We start from the raw sequence: 18,022 nt of genomic DNA, 5'->3' as shown, positions 1-18,022 counted from the left end.
AGAGCCGATGAGCGACACCCAGGAAACCCTCTATTTCAGAATCAACGGCCAGACGCCGCTGGTTCAGGCGGTCGGGCAGAACCTGCCCAAGGGGTGGAGCCTTGGGCGGATCTCCACGCGCCGGGAACGCCTGGTTTTTTACGATACTTTCGAGGAGGAGGCGCTGCGCAAAGGCTTGGCGGTGATACGCAAAAAGGGCGTGCTCTCGATCATCGATCTCGAAAGCGGGTTGGCGGAGGCGGAAACACCTCTCGTCCAGACGCCGCCGAGCTTTTTCGCATCCGACCTTCCGGAGGGCATGGCGCGAAAAAAGCTCTTGCAGTGCAGCACGCTCAGGGCCTTCATCAACCGCTGCGCCATCGACCGCTTCATCTCGTCGTGGCGGATTCTGAACCAGGACGACAAAACCGTCGCCACGCTCGATTACGAGTCGCTCCATCCGTCGGACAAAACGAGCGAGACCGTTTTTCCGCACCACTTTTCGATCACGCCGCTCAAGGGCTACCACAAGGAGCTGTCGCCAATGCTCATGGCGCTGCCGGAGCCGGTTGACGCCTACCGGATCGTGAGCGTCAAGGAGCGCTTCATGACCATCATGGAGGCCGCCGAGCCGTTCGGCAAAAACTACTCCTCGAAGCTCCATTTACAGCTCGACGCCCGCGCGCCCATCAACGAAAACATCCGGCGGCTCTTGCAATTCACCACCTCCGTCATGGAGGCAAACGAAGAGGGCATCCGCAAGGATATCGACTCCGAGTTCCTGCACGACTTCCGCGTGGCCGTGCGAAGAAGCCGCTCGATCATCCGGCTGCTCAACGGCGCGTTCGACCCCGAAAAGACCGCCTGGGCGCTCGCGGGGCTGCGCGAACTCGGCAAGCGCACCAATGACTTGCGCGACAGCGACGTCTATCTCTTGCGCCGCGAAGAGTACACGCGGCTCCTGCCGCCTTCGCTCCAGCCGGCGCTCGATCCCTTTTTCAGCGATCTCGAAGCCGATAAACGTTTGCATCACAGGCAGTTCTGTCGCTACTTTACAGGCGGGGAATATCCCGACTTTATGACTTCGCTGAAAGAGTTCATCGCGGATGGGACGCTTCCGGGCGAAGAATCCGCGCCGCTCGCCGCGCAACCGACGGGTGAGGTGGCGACGCGAGCGATCCGCAAAGCGCTGAAAAAGGTGCTCGCGCACGGACGCCGTGCCGGCAGCGAAACAAGCGACACCGAGCTTCACGAGCTGCGCATCGACTGCAAAAAGCTGCGCTACCTGCTCGAGTTCTTCGCGTCGCTCTTTGCGCCGAAAGCCACCGCGCAGGCCATCCGGCAGATGAAGGCGTTGCAAGACAACCTCGGCAACTTTGTCGATCTTTCGGTGCAGATGGAGTTTTTGCAGAGCCGCCTCGAAACGCTTCCGGCGGATCGCGGCGGCATCGGCGAGGCGGCGGCCATCGGCGGCCTGCTCACGACGCTCTACCGTGAAAGGGAAAAAGTCAGGGAACACTTCCACGAAATCTTCTCCGGATTCGACAGCGACAAAACCGGAGAACTGTTTGACGAACTGTTGACCGGACTTGCCGAAGCATGAAAACCATCGCCCTGTACAGCATCAAGGGCGGCGTGGGCAAAACAGCCGCCGCCGTCAATCTCTCATTCCTCGCCGCGACCACCGCAACGCCAACGCTCATCTGCGACCTCGATCCGCAAGGCGCCAGCTCGTTCTACTTCCGTATCACGGCCTCGCGCAAGTACAACAGCGAAAAATTCCTGAAGGGCAACAGCAAAATCCTGAAGAACATCAAGGCCACAGACTTCACCCACCTCGACCTGCTCCCCTCCGACCTGTCGTACCGGAACCTCGACATTGAGCTTTCGGAATCGAAAAAGCCGAAGAAGCTGCTGTCGAAAAACCTCGAAGGACTCGACGCGGAGTACCGCTACCTCTTCTTCGACTGCCCGCCAAACCTCACGCTGCTCTCCGAGAGCGTCTTCCGCGCCGCCGACCTGATTCTCGTGCCGGTCATCCCCACGACGCTCTCCGTCCGCACCTTCAACCAGCTCGTGGAGTTTTTCGACGGCAACGGCCTCGACAGCTCGAAAATCGTCGGCTTCTTTTCGATGGAGGAGAAACGGAAATCGATGCACCGCGAAATCGTCGAAGAGTTCAGCGCCAATCCGGCGATGCTCCGGCAAACGATCCCCTACAGCTCGGAGGTCGAAAAAATGGGCCTCACCCGCGCCCCCCTCAACGCCACCCATCCCAAAAGCCCGGCAGCGCAGGCATACAGCAAACTGTGGGAGGAGGTGAGGGGGAGAGTAGAATTATGAATTGAGAATTGCCGGTCGCAATACCGACTATACACGCTCTTTTTTCTTTCATCCTATTCGACCTATCCGTCCTATAAGCCCTATCCGTCCTATTCTTTCTTTTCTACGCCAGCAGGCGTATTCTTGAAAAAACGTAATCGAGGTGATCTTCGTTGAGCACCACGCGGTAGATGCCGCTCTGGCCAAGCTCCCGCGCTGTATGGAGGCGCTCGCCGGTCGGGCGGCCCCGAAGGCCGTCGCGCGTCCAGTAAACGAGGCGGATCATGCCATCTTCGATCTCGATGGCCGTGATGCCGCGCTTGCCGATGCAGCAGCCTGAATTGAAAATACTCGGAATGGCGATGGCGTCGTACCGCCCGCTCCGCAGGCTTTTGCGGAAGCCGTTGCGGTAGCACGATTCGAGTTCCGCCCTCACCTCGCCGATTTCGGCCTCGATTGCCTGCCGTTGCGCAGCGTCCGCCGGAGCATAGCCGCGGCACAGCGCTTCGAGGCGATAGTTGAGGTAGTCGAGCTTGGACATCGACTCGAAGAGCGGGCGGTGCGTGTGGCCGATGATCGAAATGAGCTTGAAGCGGTTCGAGAAGTCGTACACCGAGCGTTCAATGGCAAACCGCTTCCGGCTGCTGTAAGAGACCGAGTAGTTGCGAAAGCCGAAGGGAAGGGCAAGGTAACGCAGAATATAGAAGAGGATGCGGCTGAAAATCGACGAGGGTTCGTTGAGGTAGGGCGAAGCCTGGTGGCCGTGAAAAAGCAGAAGAGTCTGTCCCTCGTAACGCAGCGCGAGCGACTCGACGAGCGCGGAGGCGAGTCTGTAGTCGTGGTGATCGAGCAGGCCGTGGTCGTGGTTGCCGTACAGCTTCCGGAAGAAACCGTTGCGCCCGAACGCGAGCAAAAGATCGTACAGCCCGTCCCAGGCGGAGGCGATAGCGTCGAGGTCGAACTTGAACAGCTCCTCGATGTCGCCGTTCAAGACGAGGCTGAAGCCGCCCGCCAGGTAGCGCTGGCGCAGCACGGTCTCGAAGAGCTGGCCGTTGTGCCGGAACTCGTCGTTGCGCCCGCCATCGCCGAGATGCAGATCGCTGACTACCACCACCCGCGAAGCGCGGTCAATCCCGATCGTTTCCGAGGTGTGCAGCAACCGTTCAAGATTGGAATAGCGAGTCATGCGCCGCCTGTCGGGTGAAAAAGAGCTGTTTGCCTCGGCAAAGGTAAACCTTTCCAGAACGATGCGTTGCAAACTTCCGGCAAACTCTTTTCGCCGGATCCGACCGATCCCCCTCAGGCCAGCAAATGAATCCGCGAAAAGACGTAATCGAGGTGATCCTCGTTGAGCACAATGCGGTAGAAGCCGCTCTGGCCAAGCTGTTCCGGAGCGCTCTCGCGGTCGCTGACGAAGCGCCGCCCCTGCTTCTCCTTGAACCAGTAAACCAGCCGGATGCGGTCGCCGTCGATTTCGAGCGCCGTGACGCCTCGCTTGCCGATGGCGCAGCCCGAATTGAAAACGCTCGGTATGACAATATTATTATACCGCCCGCTGCGCAAGCCAATCTTCTTGCCCTCGGTGAAGCAGGCGTCGAGCATCGCCTTCAGGTCGCCGATCTGCTCCTCGATGGCGAGCCGCTCCTCCGGCCCGGCGTCGGGGTACTGGCGGCACAGCTCCTCGATGCGGTAGTTGAGATGATCGACCTTCGAGAGCGACTCGAACAGTGGCCGGTGGGTGTGGCCGATAACCGAAACGATCTTGGCCTGGTTCGAGAATTCGTAGATCGAGCGCTCGATAGCAAAGCGGCGGCGGCTGTTGTAGGCGGTCGAAAAGTTGCGGATGCCGATGGGCTTGGCCACGTAGCGCAGGAACAGCACGACCGCGCGGCTGACCAGCGGATAGGTCTCCCAGAGCAGAATCGAGGCCTGGTGGCCGTGAAAAAGCAACATCACCTCCTCTTCGTACTCAAACCTGATCGATTCGAGCAGATGGTTCGAGAGCGGGTAGTTCCGCTCCTCGAAAAGATCGGAGTCGTGGTTGCCGTAGGTCTTCCAGAAAAATCCGTTCTTCTCGAATTGCAGAAACAGTTCGTACATCTCGCCCCAGCGGCTGACGATATCCTCTACCGAAAACTTGAACAGCTCTTCGACGTCACCGTTCAGCACGAGGCTGTACTCACCCGGCAGGTAGTGCTCCTGAAGCATCGAGCGCACCAGCTCAGAGTTGCGCCGGAACTCGTCGCGCCGCCCGCCGTTGCCCATGTGCAAGTCGCTCAGGATCAGCACCTTCGACGAACCGTCGAGCGTGACGGGCCTGGACGTTTCAAGCAGTTTTTCAAGATGGGGATGTTTCTTCTGATGCAGACTCACTGATGCAAACTCATGGTTTCAGACACATTTTTCCGGAAGGATTTTACCGCTTTCCGATACAACAGAGCGCGCCGTTCAAAGGTTCTCGCCCTCGAAACCCCGAAGCCCCCCGGCTCTGATTTTGAAACTGAATATACCTTCAAGCCAGCCATTAACAACACATTGCCGAGGAAAGCGCCCGAACGGATGAGTGATTGAAAAGTTAACGAAAAAACGCTTTCTTGACCTGAAGCTCCATCAACCAAACCACGCCCCATTGGTCTCACCCGAACGATTCCGGAAAATCCGCGAGCTGCTCGAAAAGCGGCAGACCGACCTGACCCTCGTCATGGACAACGTCAACAAGGCGCACAACCTGGCCGCCATCATCCGGAGCTGCGACGCGGTCGGCATTCACCGGGTGCACGCCATTTCGTACCGCTCCTCGATCAGAACCAGGCAGCACACAGCGGCGGGCGCGAGCCGGTGGGTCAAGGTCGGCCTCAGCGAATCGGTCACGCCGGTTGGCGAAAAACTTCGCTCGGCGGGAATGCAGATTCTGGTGGCGCACTACTGCCCGGAGGCGGTCGATTTCCGCACCATCGACTACACCCGCCCGACGGCCATCGTGATGGGCGAGGAGCTGACAGGGCCTTCGCGAGAGGCGCTCGACCTCGCTGACAACTTCATCTATATCCCCATGGTCGGCATGGTCGAGTCGCTGAACGTCTCGGTCGCCGCGGCCCTCATTCTGTTCGAAGCGCAACGCCAGCGCCAGGCCGCCGGAATGTACGACACGCGCCACTTCAGCGACGCCGAATTCGAGCGCCTGCTCTTCGAGTACACCTACCCGCGCCTTGCCGCCGTGCTGCGCGAGCGAGGCAAACCCTACCCGGAGCTCGACGAAAACGGCGCGTTCGAGAACGACGGAATCACGGAGTGAAACCGCCGCATCCCGCTGGACTATTTTTTAAAACAGCAAACGCATATACACTACACATAGAATCAAACACAATAAACCCCCTTTCCATATATACAACAGATAGTTATCTCATTTTTTCATTTTGCCCGGCGCGAAAATATTAGTAGCTTTTACACGTATTTTATTGCAAGCATCCTTCTTCATCGACTTGCGTCGATTGTTCATACCCGGCACGCAGGTCAGCAGCCAACTGTTTTTTTGAAAAAGTTTGCCGTTTGTCGAGTGTTCGTCTCCGGTATCGTAGTCGGAAAAGTCACTGGCATGGGCTGTTTTTTGAAGCCATCTTCGCTTTGGCCTGAGATCGGCGCTGAAAGCGAAACCGTTGTTCGATTCGACTGTAAACGGACAATCGGCACAAGCTTTTCCCGGTCAACCTGAAGAAGAGAGAGAGTGCGAAGCAGGTTTCGTCAAACCGTCAAACCAACGATGACCAATGATTTCTCATGCCCTGACAATCGTGGTCAACGAACTGAATTCGCATCTGCGGGACGCCTATTCGATGGATACGGACAACGCGCGGCTGGGCAATCCCTCCGACGGGTTCGACACATCAAGCAACGGCATTTCGAGAGATTCGGTGCTCTTTTCGGTCATCAATGTGCGGGAGGAAAAGACGCTCAAGAACCAGCCAAACTACCGGCGCGACGAAGCCAACCTGACGGCGCTGTACGAAAATCCGCCGCTCTTTCTGAACTTCCAGATACTCATCATCGCGCCACACGCAAGCTACTCCAACGGCCTGTTGATGCTCTCCAGGGTATTGCGCTTCTTCCAGTTCCGGAACGTCTTCACCCAGGACAACGTCAGCCCGGCCTCGATTACCGGCAACGCGCCCACCAACGACCTCGATTGCCTCGAATCGTTCAAGCTGATCTTCGACCTCCACTCTCCCTCGATGGAGGAGATCAACCACCTCTGGGGAACGCTCGGCGGAAAGCAGTATCCCTTCGTCATCTACTGGATGCGCATGCTCGACCTGAAGTTCAGGGCACGCCCGAAGGAGGGGAGGCTTGTCACGGAGGTCGTCACCGAAATCAGCCATAAACTCTGAACTGTCATGGCCGAGCGAAGCGAAAAAGCATACCGCAAACTCTTCGAGGTGCGCCTCCTTCACCACTACTGGCTGGACGATGGCCCGACGCTGTTCGACCGCCTTCCGGCTGCGCAGCAGGAGCGTTATCTGTTGAATTATAACGTGGGCGCATTTCTGGAGATCACACCGACGGCGGCGACCGAAAAGAGGCTGAAAGCTTTCGGCGCGCTCTGGCGAAAGACGAAGAGCGGCTTCATCGCCGCCGCGCCAAGCGACGCGGCTCTGCCTCTGGACACGGTGCTGGAGTGGAGCCTCAAGGTCATCGACCCCGAATTTTTCAACTACACGGCGCTCACCTTGCGGCCGCAATCGATTCGCGAATGCTACACCGGCGACAAGAGCACCCGCTACCGTTTCAAAGAGAACGTGCCGGTGTTCGGCAACCTCACCGGCGCTTCGAGAGCCAGCGGCGAAAGCAAGCGGCTCTTTCTGTCGAAAGAGATCGAGACGCTCGACGCCGGAGACGGCATTGAAGCGCTTTTCGAGGATGGCGGCGCCTTCTGCCAGCTCACGGCTGACCAGACCGGCACCGCTCCGGCCTTTCAGACGCTCGACGCGGACAAATCCGCGATGCCGGTTTTCGCCAACCAGAACGACGTGCCGGAAATCGCAGCGCCGGAGGGCGTAACGGATGCGCCATCGAGAGGCCTCCTCTTCAACGCCAATCTGCCCGCCGACCTCTTCGCGCTCATCCGGCTCGCGGCAACGCGCGGCGACGACGGCGATTTCAGCTTCATCGACGGCGACGGCAAACCGCTGGCGAGCGGGCCGGTCTTCGAGGTGCGCTTCAAGAACCGCCACACCTGGTGGAAGTGGATCGAAAGTGACGGCACGGAAAGCCTCTCTGCCGAACCGCTGCCCATGACCTTTTACGGCAACGCTTCCGGCGCGACCGGGCCAAAGCCCTCGGTGGAGACGGTCAAAACCGAAATGGCCGGAGTCGCCCTATCAAAAATTGTTTCGGAAATAGTTATCTGACCCAACCTCAACCTAAAACGGGATACATCATGGCAACAACGTACAAGACCCCCGGCGTCTATATCGAAGAGATCCCGAAGTTCCCACCTTCGATTGCACCCGTGGCGACGGCGATTCCGGCCTTTATCGGCTACACCGAAAAGGCGCTCGAAAACGGCGAGTCGCTCTTCAACAAGCCGACCAAAATCGAATCCATCGCCGAGTACGTCGAGCTGTTCGGCCAGGGGCCTTCGCAACAGATCGAGCTCTATCTCGACTCGAACAACAACTACGCGGGTTGCGGACAAGCCTCCGCCGGCGGGCGCATGCTGTACGACAGCCTCCGGATGTTCTACGCCAATGGCGGCGGCAACTGCTACATCGTCTCCGTCGGCAGTTACAGCGACAGCCTCGACAAACAGGCATTCCTCGACGGCCTCGAAGCGGTCGAAAACGAGGACGAACCGACCATCCTGCTCTTCCCCGACGCCGTGAACCTGTCGGGCAACGGACTGCACGACGTGCAGGTCGCCGCGCTTTCGCAGTGCAACAAGCTTCAGGACAGAGTGACCTTGTGCGATACGGTCAAGTCAAGCGACTTTAGCGCGGACGTGCAGCAGCTCCGCGACGGCATTGGCATCAACAACCTCAAGTACGGCGCGGCTTACGGCCCCTGGATCAACACCAGTCTCCCCCGCTACTTCTACTTCCGCGACCTCACACTCAAGCGCGACGACGCCTCCGGCGCAGCCGTTCCCGCCACGAGCCTGACCAGCGACACCTCGATCCTTCAGATGCTCTCGGATGTGAGCGAAGCGCAGGACGCGGTCGATGCGCTCGATGCCGCCGAAACCGCCGCCGCGGGCGCGGGCAAAAGCTGGGCGGATCAGCTCAAAGCGCTCTCCGACGCCTACAACGCTTCCCCAGCAACCACGCTTGCCGCCCTGGAAGCGCCATTGCAGAACATCTACGACCTGCTCGCCGAAATCGTGGCCGATGTGAGCGACATGATCGACGGACTCCCGGCAGTCGTCAGCGCCTCGCCCGACCCGTCGGTTCCGGAGACCAGGGATTTTATCCTCAAAAAAGACATCGAGCAGTACCTCGGCAGCTCCAAACTGAAAGCATCAGTCTTCGACGTGCTGGCCGCGCACTACAACTACCTGCTGACCAACGGCTCGATCAACCTCTTCTCCGACGATCCGATTACCGCCTCAACCGATCTTGGCAAGGCGATTATCCTGCTCGGCTACACCACCGCAGCCTCTTACGATACGACTTCGTTCACCACTGTCACCAGCGCCTCGGTCACGGCGAAATACACCGTTCCGGGCATTACCGAAAAACAGCAGGCCGACGTCGCCAAAAACGCCGCCGTGCAGGCCGCCAGCTCCATCATCGCGCTCTTCCGCTTCGCCGAAAGCTCGGCTGCCGAGTATGAGAAGAAGTTCAACGACGCCCTCCTCAGCGGCTTCGGAACCTACAAGAGCCTGGTCAGCAAGGCCATCGAGTCGCTCAACCAGCTTCCCCCGTCGGGCGCGATTGCCGGTGTGTACGCGGCTGTGGACTCGGATCGCGGTGTCTGGAAAGCCCCGGCCAACGTCAGCCTCAACTCGGTGGTCAGCCCGGTCGCCAGAATTTCGCAGGAGCAGCAGGCCGACTACAACGTCGATGCGAACGCCGGCAAGTCGGTCAACATCATCCGCAGCTTCACCGGCAAGGGCGTGCTGGTGTGGGGCGCGCGCACGCTGGCGGGCAACGACAACGAGTGGCGCTACGTCAACGTCAGGCGCTTCTTCAACTTCGTCGAGGAGTCGGTCAAAAAAGCGACCGAACAGTTCGTCTTCGAGCCGAACGACGCCAACACATGGGTGCGCATCCAGGCCATGATCGAGAACTTCCTGACGGTGCAGTGGCGACAGGGCGCGTTGCAGGGCATCAAGCCCGAACACGCCTTCTACGTGTCGCTCGGCCTCGGCAAAACGATGACCTCGCTCGACATCCTCGAAGGCCGCATGATTATCGAAATCGGCATGGCCGCCGTCAGGCCCGCCGAGTTCATCATCCTGCGCTTCTCGCACAAGATGGCCGAGTCGTAACCGTCGAACGGAGCATTCGATAACCAGTTTTTTCAATCCATAAACTTCACACGACTATGGCACAGGAATATCCGATACCAAGGTTTCACTTTCAGGTTGACTGGGGAGGCGCCAAACTCAGCTTCACCGAAGTCACCGGGCTGGTGATGGAGCGCGAAAAGATCGAGTACCGGCACAGCGACAGCAAGGACTTCAGCAAAATTGCCATGCCGGGCATGGTCAAGAACAGCAACATCACGCTCAAGCGCGGCAAGTTCGAGCAAGACTTCGACTTCAACGGCTGGCTCGACGAGGTGGCTAACGAGCGCGTCGAGAACCGCCGCGACGTCACCATCCGGCTGCTCAACGAGAAGCACTCGCCGGTGGCGGCCTGGACGGCGGCTCGCTGCTTCCCGGTCAAGATCACCGCTCCCGACCTCAAGTCCGACGCCAACGAGGTAGCCATCGAGAGCATCGAGCTGGCGCACGAGGGACTGAAACTGATGAAGATCTGAGAGGAACGACGTTATGGTTGATTACTATCCTCCGTGGGGGTTCTATTTCCGGGTGGTCTTTGGCATCAGCAAAGACAAGAACGACGCGCGTTTCCAGTCGGTCTCCGGCCTGTCGGTTGAGTACGACTTCGAGACCTTCAAGGAGGGCGGCGAGAACCGCTTCGAGCACAAGCTGCCGACGAGAACAAAGTACGCCGACCTGGTGCTCAAGCGCGGCCTGTTGACCGATTCGTCGGTCATCGGGTGGCTGACCGACGCCTTCCGGAACCGCTCGTTCACCCCCACGGACCTGTCGATCAACCTGCTCAACGAAAAAGGCGAGCCGCTGCAAACCTGGAACGTGGTTCACGCCATTCCCAAAAAGTGGCTCGTCAGCGATTTCAATGCGAACGAAAACAGCGTCGTCGTCGAAACGATGGAGCTGAGTTACCGTTACTTCACCGTCCAGAAAGGATAGGGCCATGCCGGTAGAGATCAGGGAGCTGCATATCAAGGTGACGGTCAACGAAGCGCCGCAGGACGAAGACGCACAGGCCAGCCGGAACGGCGCGGAGCGAAGCGGCGGCGGCGCAGGCGGCGGCGCGGATCGCGAAGCGATCGTGGCCGAGTGCGTCGAACAGGTGCTCCGGATTATGCAAAACAAACGTGAACGCTGATGGCTGAGAGCGGAAAACTCGAAAAGATGCTGATCCTGGCCTTTTCCGATTCGAAGAAGGCCGAAAGCGGCGGCAAAAAGGAGGCCGACGACTACGTCGAGGCGCTCATCAACCCGGAGAGCTACACGCAGAGCTACAAGCTGAAGTTCTCGAAATCGGGTCAGGGGCAGGGTACGAGCGGCCAGCAGCTCAAGTACGAATACTCCGAGCCGGGCGAGATGAGCTTCGATTTTCTGTTCGACAACACCGGCATCATCGACGGCATTCCGCGCGACTCGATCACCGAAGATATCAAGAAGTTCCGCTCGGTGCTGATCGATTACAAGGGCGATGCACACGAGCCGCGCCACTTCAAGCTGGTATGGGGCGAGAACTCGATTTTCAAAGGGCGGGTGACGGAGCTCGAAATCACCTACAAGCTCTTCAAGCCGGACGGCACGCCCCTGCGCGCCTCGGCCAAAGTGACCTTCAAGAGCAGCATCGAAGAGGAGAAACGCGCCGCCTCGGAGGACAGGCAGTCCGCCGACCTGACCCACATCCGCAAGGTCAGAGCCGGTGACACCCTGCCGCTCATGTGCTTCCGGATTTACGGCGACTCGAAGTACTATCTCGACGTAGCCGCGGCCAACGGGCTGGACGACTTCCGCTCGCTGGCGCCAGGAGCGGAGATCAGGTTTCCGCCCATCGACAAAACAGCAAAGTCATCGTGAGTCCCGAAAACACCATACCGACGCCGGCGACTCCGGATGTCTGCACCTCCGCGGTGCTGATTGATGGCGCGGAAATTCCCGGCAGGTTCCAGCTCGTGGCGCTCTCGGTGTCGCACGAACTGAACCGGATTCCCACCGCCGAGCTGCATCTGCTCGACGGACAGGCTTCGACCGGAACCTTCGCGGCAAGCGACGAGGAGCTGTTCATACCGGGCAAAGAGATCGAGATTCAGCTCGGCTACCGCTCGACGAACGACAAGGTGTTCAAAGGGCTGATCGTCAAGCAGAGCGTCAAAATCCGCAAGAACGGCAGCTTCCTCGCCATCGAGTGCCGGGGCAACGCGGTCAAAATGACGAGGGGACTCAAAAGCCGCTACTTCGCCGACATGAAAGACAGCGACGTCATGGAGGAGATCATCGGCGAATACGGGTTAACGAGTGACGTAACGGCGACCACTCCGGAGCCGGGTTCGGTGGTGCAGTACGAATCGACCGACTGGGACTTCATGCTCTGCCGCGCCGAGGCGAACGGCATGGTGGTGGCGGCATCGGACGGCACGGTGACGGTCGCCCCGCCCGACCCCACCGCCGACCCGGCGGTGACGGTGCGCTTCGGCGCGACCGTGCTGGAGCTCGACGCGGAACTCGACGCCCGCGTGCAGGAGACCGGCATCACCGCTTCGTCGTGGAACCCGGCGGATCAGGAGCTGGTGAAGTCTGAGGCGAGCGAACCCTCGACCACCGGCAACGGCAACCTCTCGGCGGACGACCTCGCCGAAGTGCTCGGCGGTGACGCGGCGGTGATCCGCCACGGCGGCAACCTGAGCCAGCCCGAATTGCAGGCGTGGGCCGACGGACGGCTCCTGAAAGAGCGGCTCTCGAAGGTGCGCGGACGGGTACGGTTTCAGGGGATGGCCTCGATTCTGCCCGGCCAGGTGATCGAGGTGACGGGCATCGGCGCGCGCTTCGAGGGCAAGCTCTACGTCTCCGGGGTGCGGCAGTCGGTGAGCGGCGGAAACTGGGAGACCGACGTGCAGTTCGGCCTCGATCCGGAGCTTTTCCCGGAGCGCTACAACCTCCGCCCGCTGCCCGCATCGGGCCTGTTGCCCGGCGTCGGCGGCTTGCAGATGGGCGTGGTAACGGTGCTGGAGGGCGACCCGGCGGGCATGGAGCGCATCAAGCTGCGGCTGCCGCTCATCAGCGATTCGGACGAGGGGGTCTGGGCGCGGCTCGCCACGCTCGACGCGGGCGACGGGCGCGGCACCTTTTTCCGTCCGGAGATCGGCGACGAGGTGGTGGTGGGCTTCATCGCCGACGACCCGCGCCATCCGGTGGTGCTCGGCATGTGCCACAGCGCCGCCAAAACCGCGCCGGAAGCGGCCTCGGACGACAACCACCGCAAGGGCTACGTGAGCCGCGAAAAGATGCTGCTCACCTTCGACGACGACAAGAAGATCATCCACCTCGAAACGCCCGGCGGCAACAAGCTTTCGCTGTCGGACGACAGCAACGGCATCATCGTCGAGGATATGAATGGCAACAAGATCACCCTCGACGACAAGGGCATCACCATCGAGAGCGCGAGCGACATCGTGCTGAAGGCGACCGGCGACCTCAAAGCCGAGGGGGTGAACATTGAACTGGCGGCGCAGAGCGGTTTCAAGGCCGAAGGCTCCGCCACGGCGGAACTCTCCGGCGCGAGCGCGGAACTCAAGGGCAGCGCCACGGCGAAGATCAGCGGCGGCATGGTTCAAATAAACTGACAAGGGAAAAACGAAATGGCATTCGCAGCACGAGTCGGCGACATGATCGTCAGCACGGCAACCCAGGGCGCTCCGGTGCCCATCATCCCACCCGGAGCGCCCACCGTGCTCATCGGCGGAATGCCGGCGGCGCGGCAGGGCGACACCTGCGGCCCGGACGCCATCGCAATGGGTTCGACCACCGTGATGATCGGCGGAATGCCCGCCGCCAGAGCAGGCGACCCAACCGCCGGAGGAGGCGCAATCATGCCCCCCGGCGCACCAACCGTAATCATTGGAGGGTAGCGCTTTGAACGAAAATGTAGGGGCAGGCCTTGCGCCTGCCCAGCCCGGAAATTCGCGAATAGGTCTTATAGGTCCTATAGGACTTATAAGACCTATAGGACCTATAACTCTTTCCTAACATGCAGTACCCTTTTCTTGGACGTGGCTGGGCTTTTCCGCCGGTGTTCGACCGGAACCTGCCGGGCGCGCGGATGCTCGAAGACGAGGCGGACATCGCGTCGAGCCTTGCGGTGCTGCTCGGCACGACGCAGGGCGAGCGGGTCATGATGCCGTGGTACGGCTGCAACCTCGACGAGCTGATCTACGAAAGCCTCGACACGCGCATCAAAACCCTCGTCGCCGACAAAATCGAATCGGCCATTCTCTACCACGAACCGCGCATCCGGCTCGAAAAGGTCTCGATTGAAAAAAGCGACGAGAACGAAGGCATTCTGCTCATCAGCATCGATTACACGGTCAAGACCACAAATTCGCGTTTCAACATGGTTTATCCGTTCTACATCCAGGAGGGCACCGACATCGACATGGCAATAACCGTCAATCCTTTGGGGGAGAACTGAAGCATGGCCGACGGCAAAAAGTGCACGATGCAAACGGATCCGAACAGGCTCAGGCGTGACGGCACGAGCCGGAAGCAGCGCTTCCCCGCCGCGCTCGATCCGTCGAGCGCGCCCATCGACGGGCGGACGCCGGAATCGCTCATCGCCTTTGCCCGGAACTACGCAGCCTCGGTGCGCTACTACGACCTGAACAACGCCGAGATCGACGACTGGACGCGCTTTTTCAGCGACGACCCCGCCGTCCGGGTCGCCTGCGTGGCCATCGAAAAGGTCGATCTGTACCGCAAGCGCGTCAAGGAGCTGCTCGACATTCTGAAGAACGATGGCGGCTTTGCGTCGGACGTGGAACAGAAAATCGCGCTCGGCTGGCTTTTCAGCGACATCGGCACGCTCGCGCGACAGCTCGACCAGCTCAAGGACGACCTCGATCCCGCCGTCAAGCTCAAGGCGACCTTGCAGAACCTGATCGTGAGCCGCCTCGCCCCGGCCTTCGGAAAACTCGTCGCCGCCTTCAAGGCTGGCGTCGCTCTCGGCTTCATCGAAAACGAGACGGAGGCGGGTAGCGAGATCGTCGCAAAGACGACGCCGGACAGCGAGCTTGTCATTTTCGAAGCGGCTCCGGAGCCGTTCGAGGCGATCTGCTCGGCGGGTCTCTCGAAAGAGTGGATCATCGGCGCGGCTACGGACTGGAGAACGTACTTCGACGCCATCGAGGCGAACGAATCGCTCTACGCCACGCTGACCGGCCTCGACGCCTGGAGTCGGCTGGCGAGGCACAACCTCTTCACCTCGCAGCTCGATCTTTTCCTGAAAGCCTACGCCCGCATCGTTGCCGACGCCAAAGCCGCCCTGCCGGAGCTGCTCACCGGGCGCGACGACCACCAGCCGCACTACGCGCTCTATCTCGCCTTCGTGGAGCTGATGGAGCTGTCGCGCCGCCACCTGAACACGCTGACCGGACGCCATCTCGATTTTTACTACAAACAGGTGCTCAAACTCGCGCCGAACGCCTCCGAGCCTGACCGGGTTCATCTGCTCTTCGAGCTGGTCAAAAACAGGGAGAGCGCCCGACTCGAAGCCGGAACCCTCTTCAAGGGCAAGGACGAAGCGGGTCAGACCGTCGAGTACGCGCTCGACGAGGAGCTGGTCGCCAACCGGGCCACCATCGAGGCGATGCGGGCCGTGCGCCACTCGCTGAGCGACGACAAACCCCGCCTCTACGCCTGGCCGGAGATTAACTCCGGCGACGGCATCGGCGGCGAAATCACCGCGACCGACGGCCAGTGGCATCCGTTCCTGAACGACACCGGCGTGACCAGCCTCGCCGAAGTCGGCTTCGCCATCGCCTCGAACTACCTGCTGCTCCGGGAGGGGAACCGCGAAATCACGCTCACCCTTGAGTTCAGCGGAGGCGAGGTTTTGCAATCCGCGTTCTGCAACAGCTTCGACTTTTACCTCTCGACCGGAAAGAAGTGGGTGCAGGCCACGCTCGACACGGCCAAGGTGTCGGCGTCGGCGACGCTCTCGAAAAAGGTCAGAATTCCGCTCACCTTCGACGGAGCGCAACCCGCGGTCGAACCGATGACGGAGGCCGAGCCGGGCAACGCGCTTCCGGCGACGCTGCCGATGCTCAAGGCGGTGCTCAAGCAGGGGTCGGCCAAAAGCCTGTCGCTTTCGACGCTTCAGGAGCTGCGGCTCGACGCCGCCAGATCGAAGCTCGACATCAGCGTCGGCTACGGCAGCGGCAACCAGCCGGACGGCAACGGCCTGAAAAGCCTCGCGGTCTCGAACAAGTTCGGCGGCCTCAAGACCGACAAGCCATTCCAGCCATTCGGCGCGACGCCCGAAAGCGGCGACTGGCTGCTGGTCGGCTCCGACGAGCTGTTCCAGAAAAAGGGCGCCCGCTTCCAGTTGCGCATCGTCTGGAAAGGCCTTCCCTTCTGGAGAGGCGACATCGACTTTGACTGGGTCAACGAATTTTATCCAAAGGCCGATTTCGCCTTCCTCAAACAGGGTTCGTGGCCGGAGAAAAACGACCTCGAAAACCAGAAGCTTTTCAGTTGGAAGTATGCCGAGGTTGCGTTTCCGGAATCGAAAACCACCCTGCCCGCGCAGGCGTTGACGGATACGCACTTCGATACGACACGCTACACGCTCGACAGCCGCAGCGGCTTCATGAAACTGACGCTCGACGGCGATTTCGGCCACAAGCTCTACCCGCTCACCTTGAGCCGGTATATGATGCGCGTCGCGGCAAATGACGACGAGCTGGTCGATGACTGCATGACCCTCTGGAAGAAGGAGCGCCATGACCTCTATGTCTGGAAAGATGGACGGAAAGAGCCGAAAAATCCGAAGAACTTCACCCAGCAGTTTGTCGAAACCTTCTCGAAGTGCCTGCCGGTCGAACCCTACACGCCGGTGATCGAATCGCTGACGCTGAGCTACACCGCCTCCACGCGGCTTTCGGATGCGGCCCTCTACCAGCTCGCGCCGTTCGGCTGCAAAGCGATGAAGCCGGGCAAAAAATCGCCCCTCTTCTACCCGTTCAGCAACGAGGGCGAACTCTACATCGGCATCCACGGCTTCACGCCGGGCCGGAACCTCTCGGTGCTCTTCCAGCTCGCCGAGGGCAGCGCCTCGCCGACGGTCTCGAAGCCGGAAAAGCATGTCGCCTGGAGCTGGCTCGGCTCGAACGAATGGGTCGATTTCGAGACCTCCGAGCTGTCGGACGACACGGCCCAACTCACCCGTTCCGGCATCATCCGCTTCGCCGTGCCCTCGTCGGCCACGAGTGGCGACTCGCTTCCCGGCGCTGAAGAGCTGCACTGGCTGCGGGCGACGGTCAAACAGACGCCGGAGGCGGTCTGCAAAATCATCGGCGTCGCAACGCAAGCCGCCAGAGCGACGCGCGTCACCGGCGGCGACTCCGCCGGAGAGTCCGCCGGTCAGCTCGCGGCACAGACCGTCAAAAAAACGGTCACGCCCGATGCGTCGATCAAAAAGATCACCCAGCCCTACGCCAGCTTCGGCGGGCGGAAGGCCGAGGATGAAACCGCCTTCCGCACCAGAGTCAGCGAGCGGCTGCGCCACCGGAACCGCGCCATCACGATGTGGGATTACGAACGGCTGGTGCTCGAAGCCTTCCCGCAGATCTACAAGGTCAAGTGCCTGAACCACACCCGCTACGAACCTGGCGAAACCGGCGTCGGCATTTACCGCGAACTCGCGCCCGGACATGTCACCATCGTGGCGGTGCCGAACCTGCGCAACAACAACGCCATCGATCCGCTGCGCCCCTGCACCAGCCTCGGCGAGCTCGACCTGATTAAAGCCCGGCTTGAAAAGCACGCTTCGGAGATGGTCGTCCTGCACGTCGAAAATCCGGTGTTCGAGACGGTCAGCACCGAATTCAGCGTCCGCTTCCGGCAAGGCGTCGATGAGGCTTTTTCCATCGGGCAGTTGCAGCAGGAGCTGGTGAAGTTCCTCTCACCCTGGGCCTTTGAGGAGGGGATGGACATCGCGTTCGGCGGCAGCATCCACAAATCCTCGCTGATCGATTTCGTCGAGGAGCGCGCCTATGTTGACTACGTCACGGGGTTCAGGATGTTCCACACCGACGGCAACGGCAAGACGAGCAGTGACCTTGACGAAGCCTCGGCCTCCCTGCCGCTTTCGATCCTCGTATCGGCGGAGGCTTCGGGGCACACGATCACGCCGATCTCCGGAGACTCCGAAGGATAACCAACGATAAACCGTGACGAAAAAAG

16 protein-coding genes are annotated in these 18,022 nt (G+C 60.4%); 14 read left to right on the top strand and 2 right to left on the bottom strand.

Annotated features, from left to right (window positions below; all coding sequences use genetic code 11):
* Positions 1-7: 7 nt before the first annotated feature.
* The gene (locus tag EST62_RS05825) at positions 8-1,582 is read left to right on the top strand and encodes a CHAD domain-containing protein (RefSeq protein ID WP_129051170.1); all 1,575 of its coding nucleotides are present in this window, start codon (positions 8-10) and stop codon (positions 1,580-1,582) included.
* Positions 1,579-2,322: a ParA family protein gene (locus EST62_RS05820; RefSeq protein ID WP_129051169.1), complete on the top strand. Its 744-nt coding sequence runs from the start codon at positions 1,579-1,581 to the stop codon at positions 2,320-2,322. Before EST62_RS05825 ends, EST62_RS05820 begins: the two co-directional genes overlap by 4 nt.
* Before the next feature lie 103 nt (positions 2,323-2,425).
* Here EST62_RS05820 and EST62_RS05815 read toward each other — a convergent pair whose 3' ends face one another.
* Both EST62_RS05815 and EST62_RS05810 read right to left on the bottom strand, forming a co-directional pair.
* Entirely contained in the window at positions 2,426-3,487 is a 1,062-nt protein-coding gene (locus EST62_RS05815) for a metallophosphoesterase family protein (protein WP_129051168.1), read from the bottom strand.
* A gap of 113 nt (positions 3,488-3,600) precedes the next feature.
* Complete coding sequence (locus tag EST62_RS05810; RefSeq protein ID WP_129051167.1) at positions 3,601-4,674, bottom strand: metallophosphoesterase; 1,074 nt, start codon at positions 4,672-4,674, stop codon at positions 3,601-3,603.
* A 256-nt stretch (positions 4,675-4,930) separates the two neighbouring features.
* Between EST62_RS05810 and trmH the strand changes: the two genes are divergently transcribed.
* From trmH to EST62_RS05750, 12 genes are all read left to right on the top strand, one after another.
* Positions 4,931-5,596 carry a tRNA (guanosine(18)-2'-O)-methyltransferase TrmH gene (gene trmH / locus EST62_RS05805; RefSeq protein ID WP_167599206.1) on the top strand — a complete coding sequence of 222 codons (666 nt, stop codon included), beginning with the start codon at positions 4,931-4,933 and terminating at the stop codon, positions 5,594-5,596.
* Positions 5,597-6,068: 472 nt separating this feature from the next.
* Positions 6,069-6,686: a DUF4255 domain-containing protein gene (locus tag EST62_RS05800; protein WP_129051166.1), complete on the top strand. Its 618-nt coding sequence runs from the start codon at positions 6,069-6,071 to the stop codon at positions 6,684-6,686.
* Between the two features lie 6 nt (positions 6,687-6,692).
* Entirely contained in the window at positions 6,693-7,706 is a 1,014-nt protein-coding gene (locus EST62_RS05795) for a hypothetical protein (RefSeq protein WP_129051165.1), read from the top strand.
* Positions 7,707-7,735: 29 nt separating this feature from the next.
* A complete protein-coding gene (locus EST62_RS05790; protein WP_129051164.1) occupies positions 7,736-9,784 on the top strand; it encodes a phage tail sheath C-terminal domain-containing protein in 2,049 nt (682 codons plus the stop codon).
* Between the two features lie 56 nt (positions 9,785-9,840).
* The gene (locus EST62_RS05785; protein ID WP_129051163.1) at positions 9,841-10,278 is read left to right on the top strand and encodes a phage tail protein; all 438 of its coding nucleotides are present in this window, start codon (positions 9,841-9,843) and stop codon (positions 10,276-10,278) included.
* A gap of 13 nt (positions 10,279-10,291) precedes the next feature.
* Entirely contained in the window at positions 10,292-10,735 is a 444-nt protein-coding gene (locus tag EST62_RS05780) for a phage tail protein (protein ID WP_129051162.1), read from the top strand.
* Between the two features lie 4 nt (positions 10,736-10,739).
* Complete coding sequence (locus EST62_RS05775) at positions 10,740-10,934, top strand: DUF5908 family protein (RefSeq protein ID WP_129051161.1); 195 nt, start codon at positions 10,740-10,742, stop codon at positions 10,932-10,934.
* Positions 10,934-11,644, top strand: a complete 711-nt coding sequence (locus EST62_RS05770; RefSeq protein WP_129051160.1) for a LysM peptidoglycan-binding domain-containing protein — start codon at positions 10,934-10,936, stop codon at positions 11,642-11,644. The genes EST62_RS05775 and EST62_RS05770 overlap by 1 nt, the downstream gene beginning before the upstream one ends.
* The gene (gene vgrG, locus EST62_RS05765; RefSeq protein ID WP_129051159.1) at positions 11,641-13,407 is read left to right on the top strand and encodes a type VI secretion system tip protein VgrG; all 1,767 of its coding nucleotides are present in this window, start codon (positions 11,641-11,643) and stop codon (positions 13,405-13,407) included. The genes EST62_RS05770 and vgrG overlap by 4 nt, the downstream gene beginning before the upstream one ends.
* 15 nt (positions 13,408-13,422) lie before the next feature.
* The gene (locus EST62_RS05760; protein ID WP_129051158.1) at positions 13,423-13,692 is read left to right on the top strand and encodes a PAAR domain-containing protein; all 270 of its coding nucleotides are present in this window, start codon (positions 13,423-13,425) and stop codon (positions 13,690-13,692) included.
* Positions 13,693-13,811: 119 nt separating this feature from the next.
* Positions 13,812-14,252 carry a GPW/gp25 family protein gene (locus EST62_RS05755; RefSeq protein ID WP_129051157.1) on the top strand — a complete coding sequence of 147 codons (441 nt, stop codon included), beginning with the start codon at positions 13,812-13,814 and terminating at the stop codon, positions 14,250-14,252.
* Between the two features lie 27 nt (positions 14,253-14,279).
* Positions 14,280-17,996, top strand: a complete 3,717-nt coding sequence (locus EST62_RS05750; RefSeq protein ID WP_167599203.1) for a baseplate J/gp47 family protein — start codon at positions 14,280-14,282, stop codon at positions 17,994-17,996.
* Positions 17,997-18,022 lie beyond the last annotated feature (26 nt).

It is taken from the genome of Chlorobaculum sp. 24CR (assembly GCF_004118635.1).
Classification (GTDB): domain Bacteria; phylum Bacteroidota; class Chlorobiia; order Chlorobiales; family Chlorobiaceae; genus Chlorobaculum.
The sequence above is the reverse complement of the archived record's forward strand: the minus strand, read 5'-3'. Positions and strand labels throughout refer to the sequence as shown.

Bases quoted from the DNA above. Each gene is read 5' to 3' on its own strand.
- EST62_RS05825 (WP_129051170.1), top strand. From the start codon at position 8: ATGAGCGACACCCAGGAAACCCTCTATTTCAGAATCAACGGCCAGACG.
- EST62_RS05820 (WP_129051169.1), top strand. From the start codon at position 1,579: ATGAAAACCATCGCCCTGTACAGCATCAAGGGCGGCGTGGGCAAAACA.
- EST62_RS05815 (WP_129051168.1), bottom strand. From the start codon at position 3,487: ATGACTCGCTATTCCAATCTTGAACGGTTGCTGCACACCTCGGAAACG.
- EST62_RS05800 (WP_129051166.1), top strand. From the start codon at position 6,069: ATGATTTCTCATGCCCTGACAATCGTGGTCAACGAACTGAATTCGCAT.
- EST62_RS05795 (WP_129051165.1), top strand. From the start codon at position 6,693: ATGGCCGAGCGAAGCGAAAAAGCATACCGCAAACTCTTCGAGGTGCGC.
- EST62_RS05790 (WP_129051164.1), top strand. From the start codon at position 7,736: ATGGCAACAACGTACAAGACCCCCGGCGTCTATATCGAAGAGATCCCG.
- EST62_RS05785 (WP_129051163.1), top strand. From the start codon at position 9,841: ATGGCACAGGAATATCCGATACCAAGGTTTCACTTTCAGGTTGACTGG.
- EST62_RS05780 (WP_129051162.1), top strand. From the start codon at position 10,292: ATGGTTGATTACTATCCTCCGTGGGGGTTCTATTTCCGGGTGGTCTTT.
- EST62_RS05775 (WP_129051161.1), top strand. From the start codon at position 10,740: ATGCCGGTAGAGATCAGGGAGCTGCATATCAAGGTGACGGTCAACGAA.
- EST62_RS05770 (WP_129051160.1), top strand. From the start codon at position 10,934: ATGGCTGAGAGCGGAAAACTCGAAAAGATGCTGATCCTGGCCTTTTCC.
- EST62_RS05760 (WP_129051158.1), top strand. From the start codon at position 13,423: ATGGCATTCGCAGCACGAGTCGGCGACATGATCGTCAGCACGGCAACC.
- EST62_RS05755 (WP_129051157.1), top strand. From the start codon at position 13,812: ATGCAGTACCCTTTTCTTGGACGTGGCTGGGCTTTTCCGCCGGTGTTC.
- EST62_RS05750 (WP_167599203.1), top strand. From the start codon at position 14,280: ATGCAAACGGATCCGAACAGGCTCAGGCGTGACGGCACGAGCCGGAAG.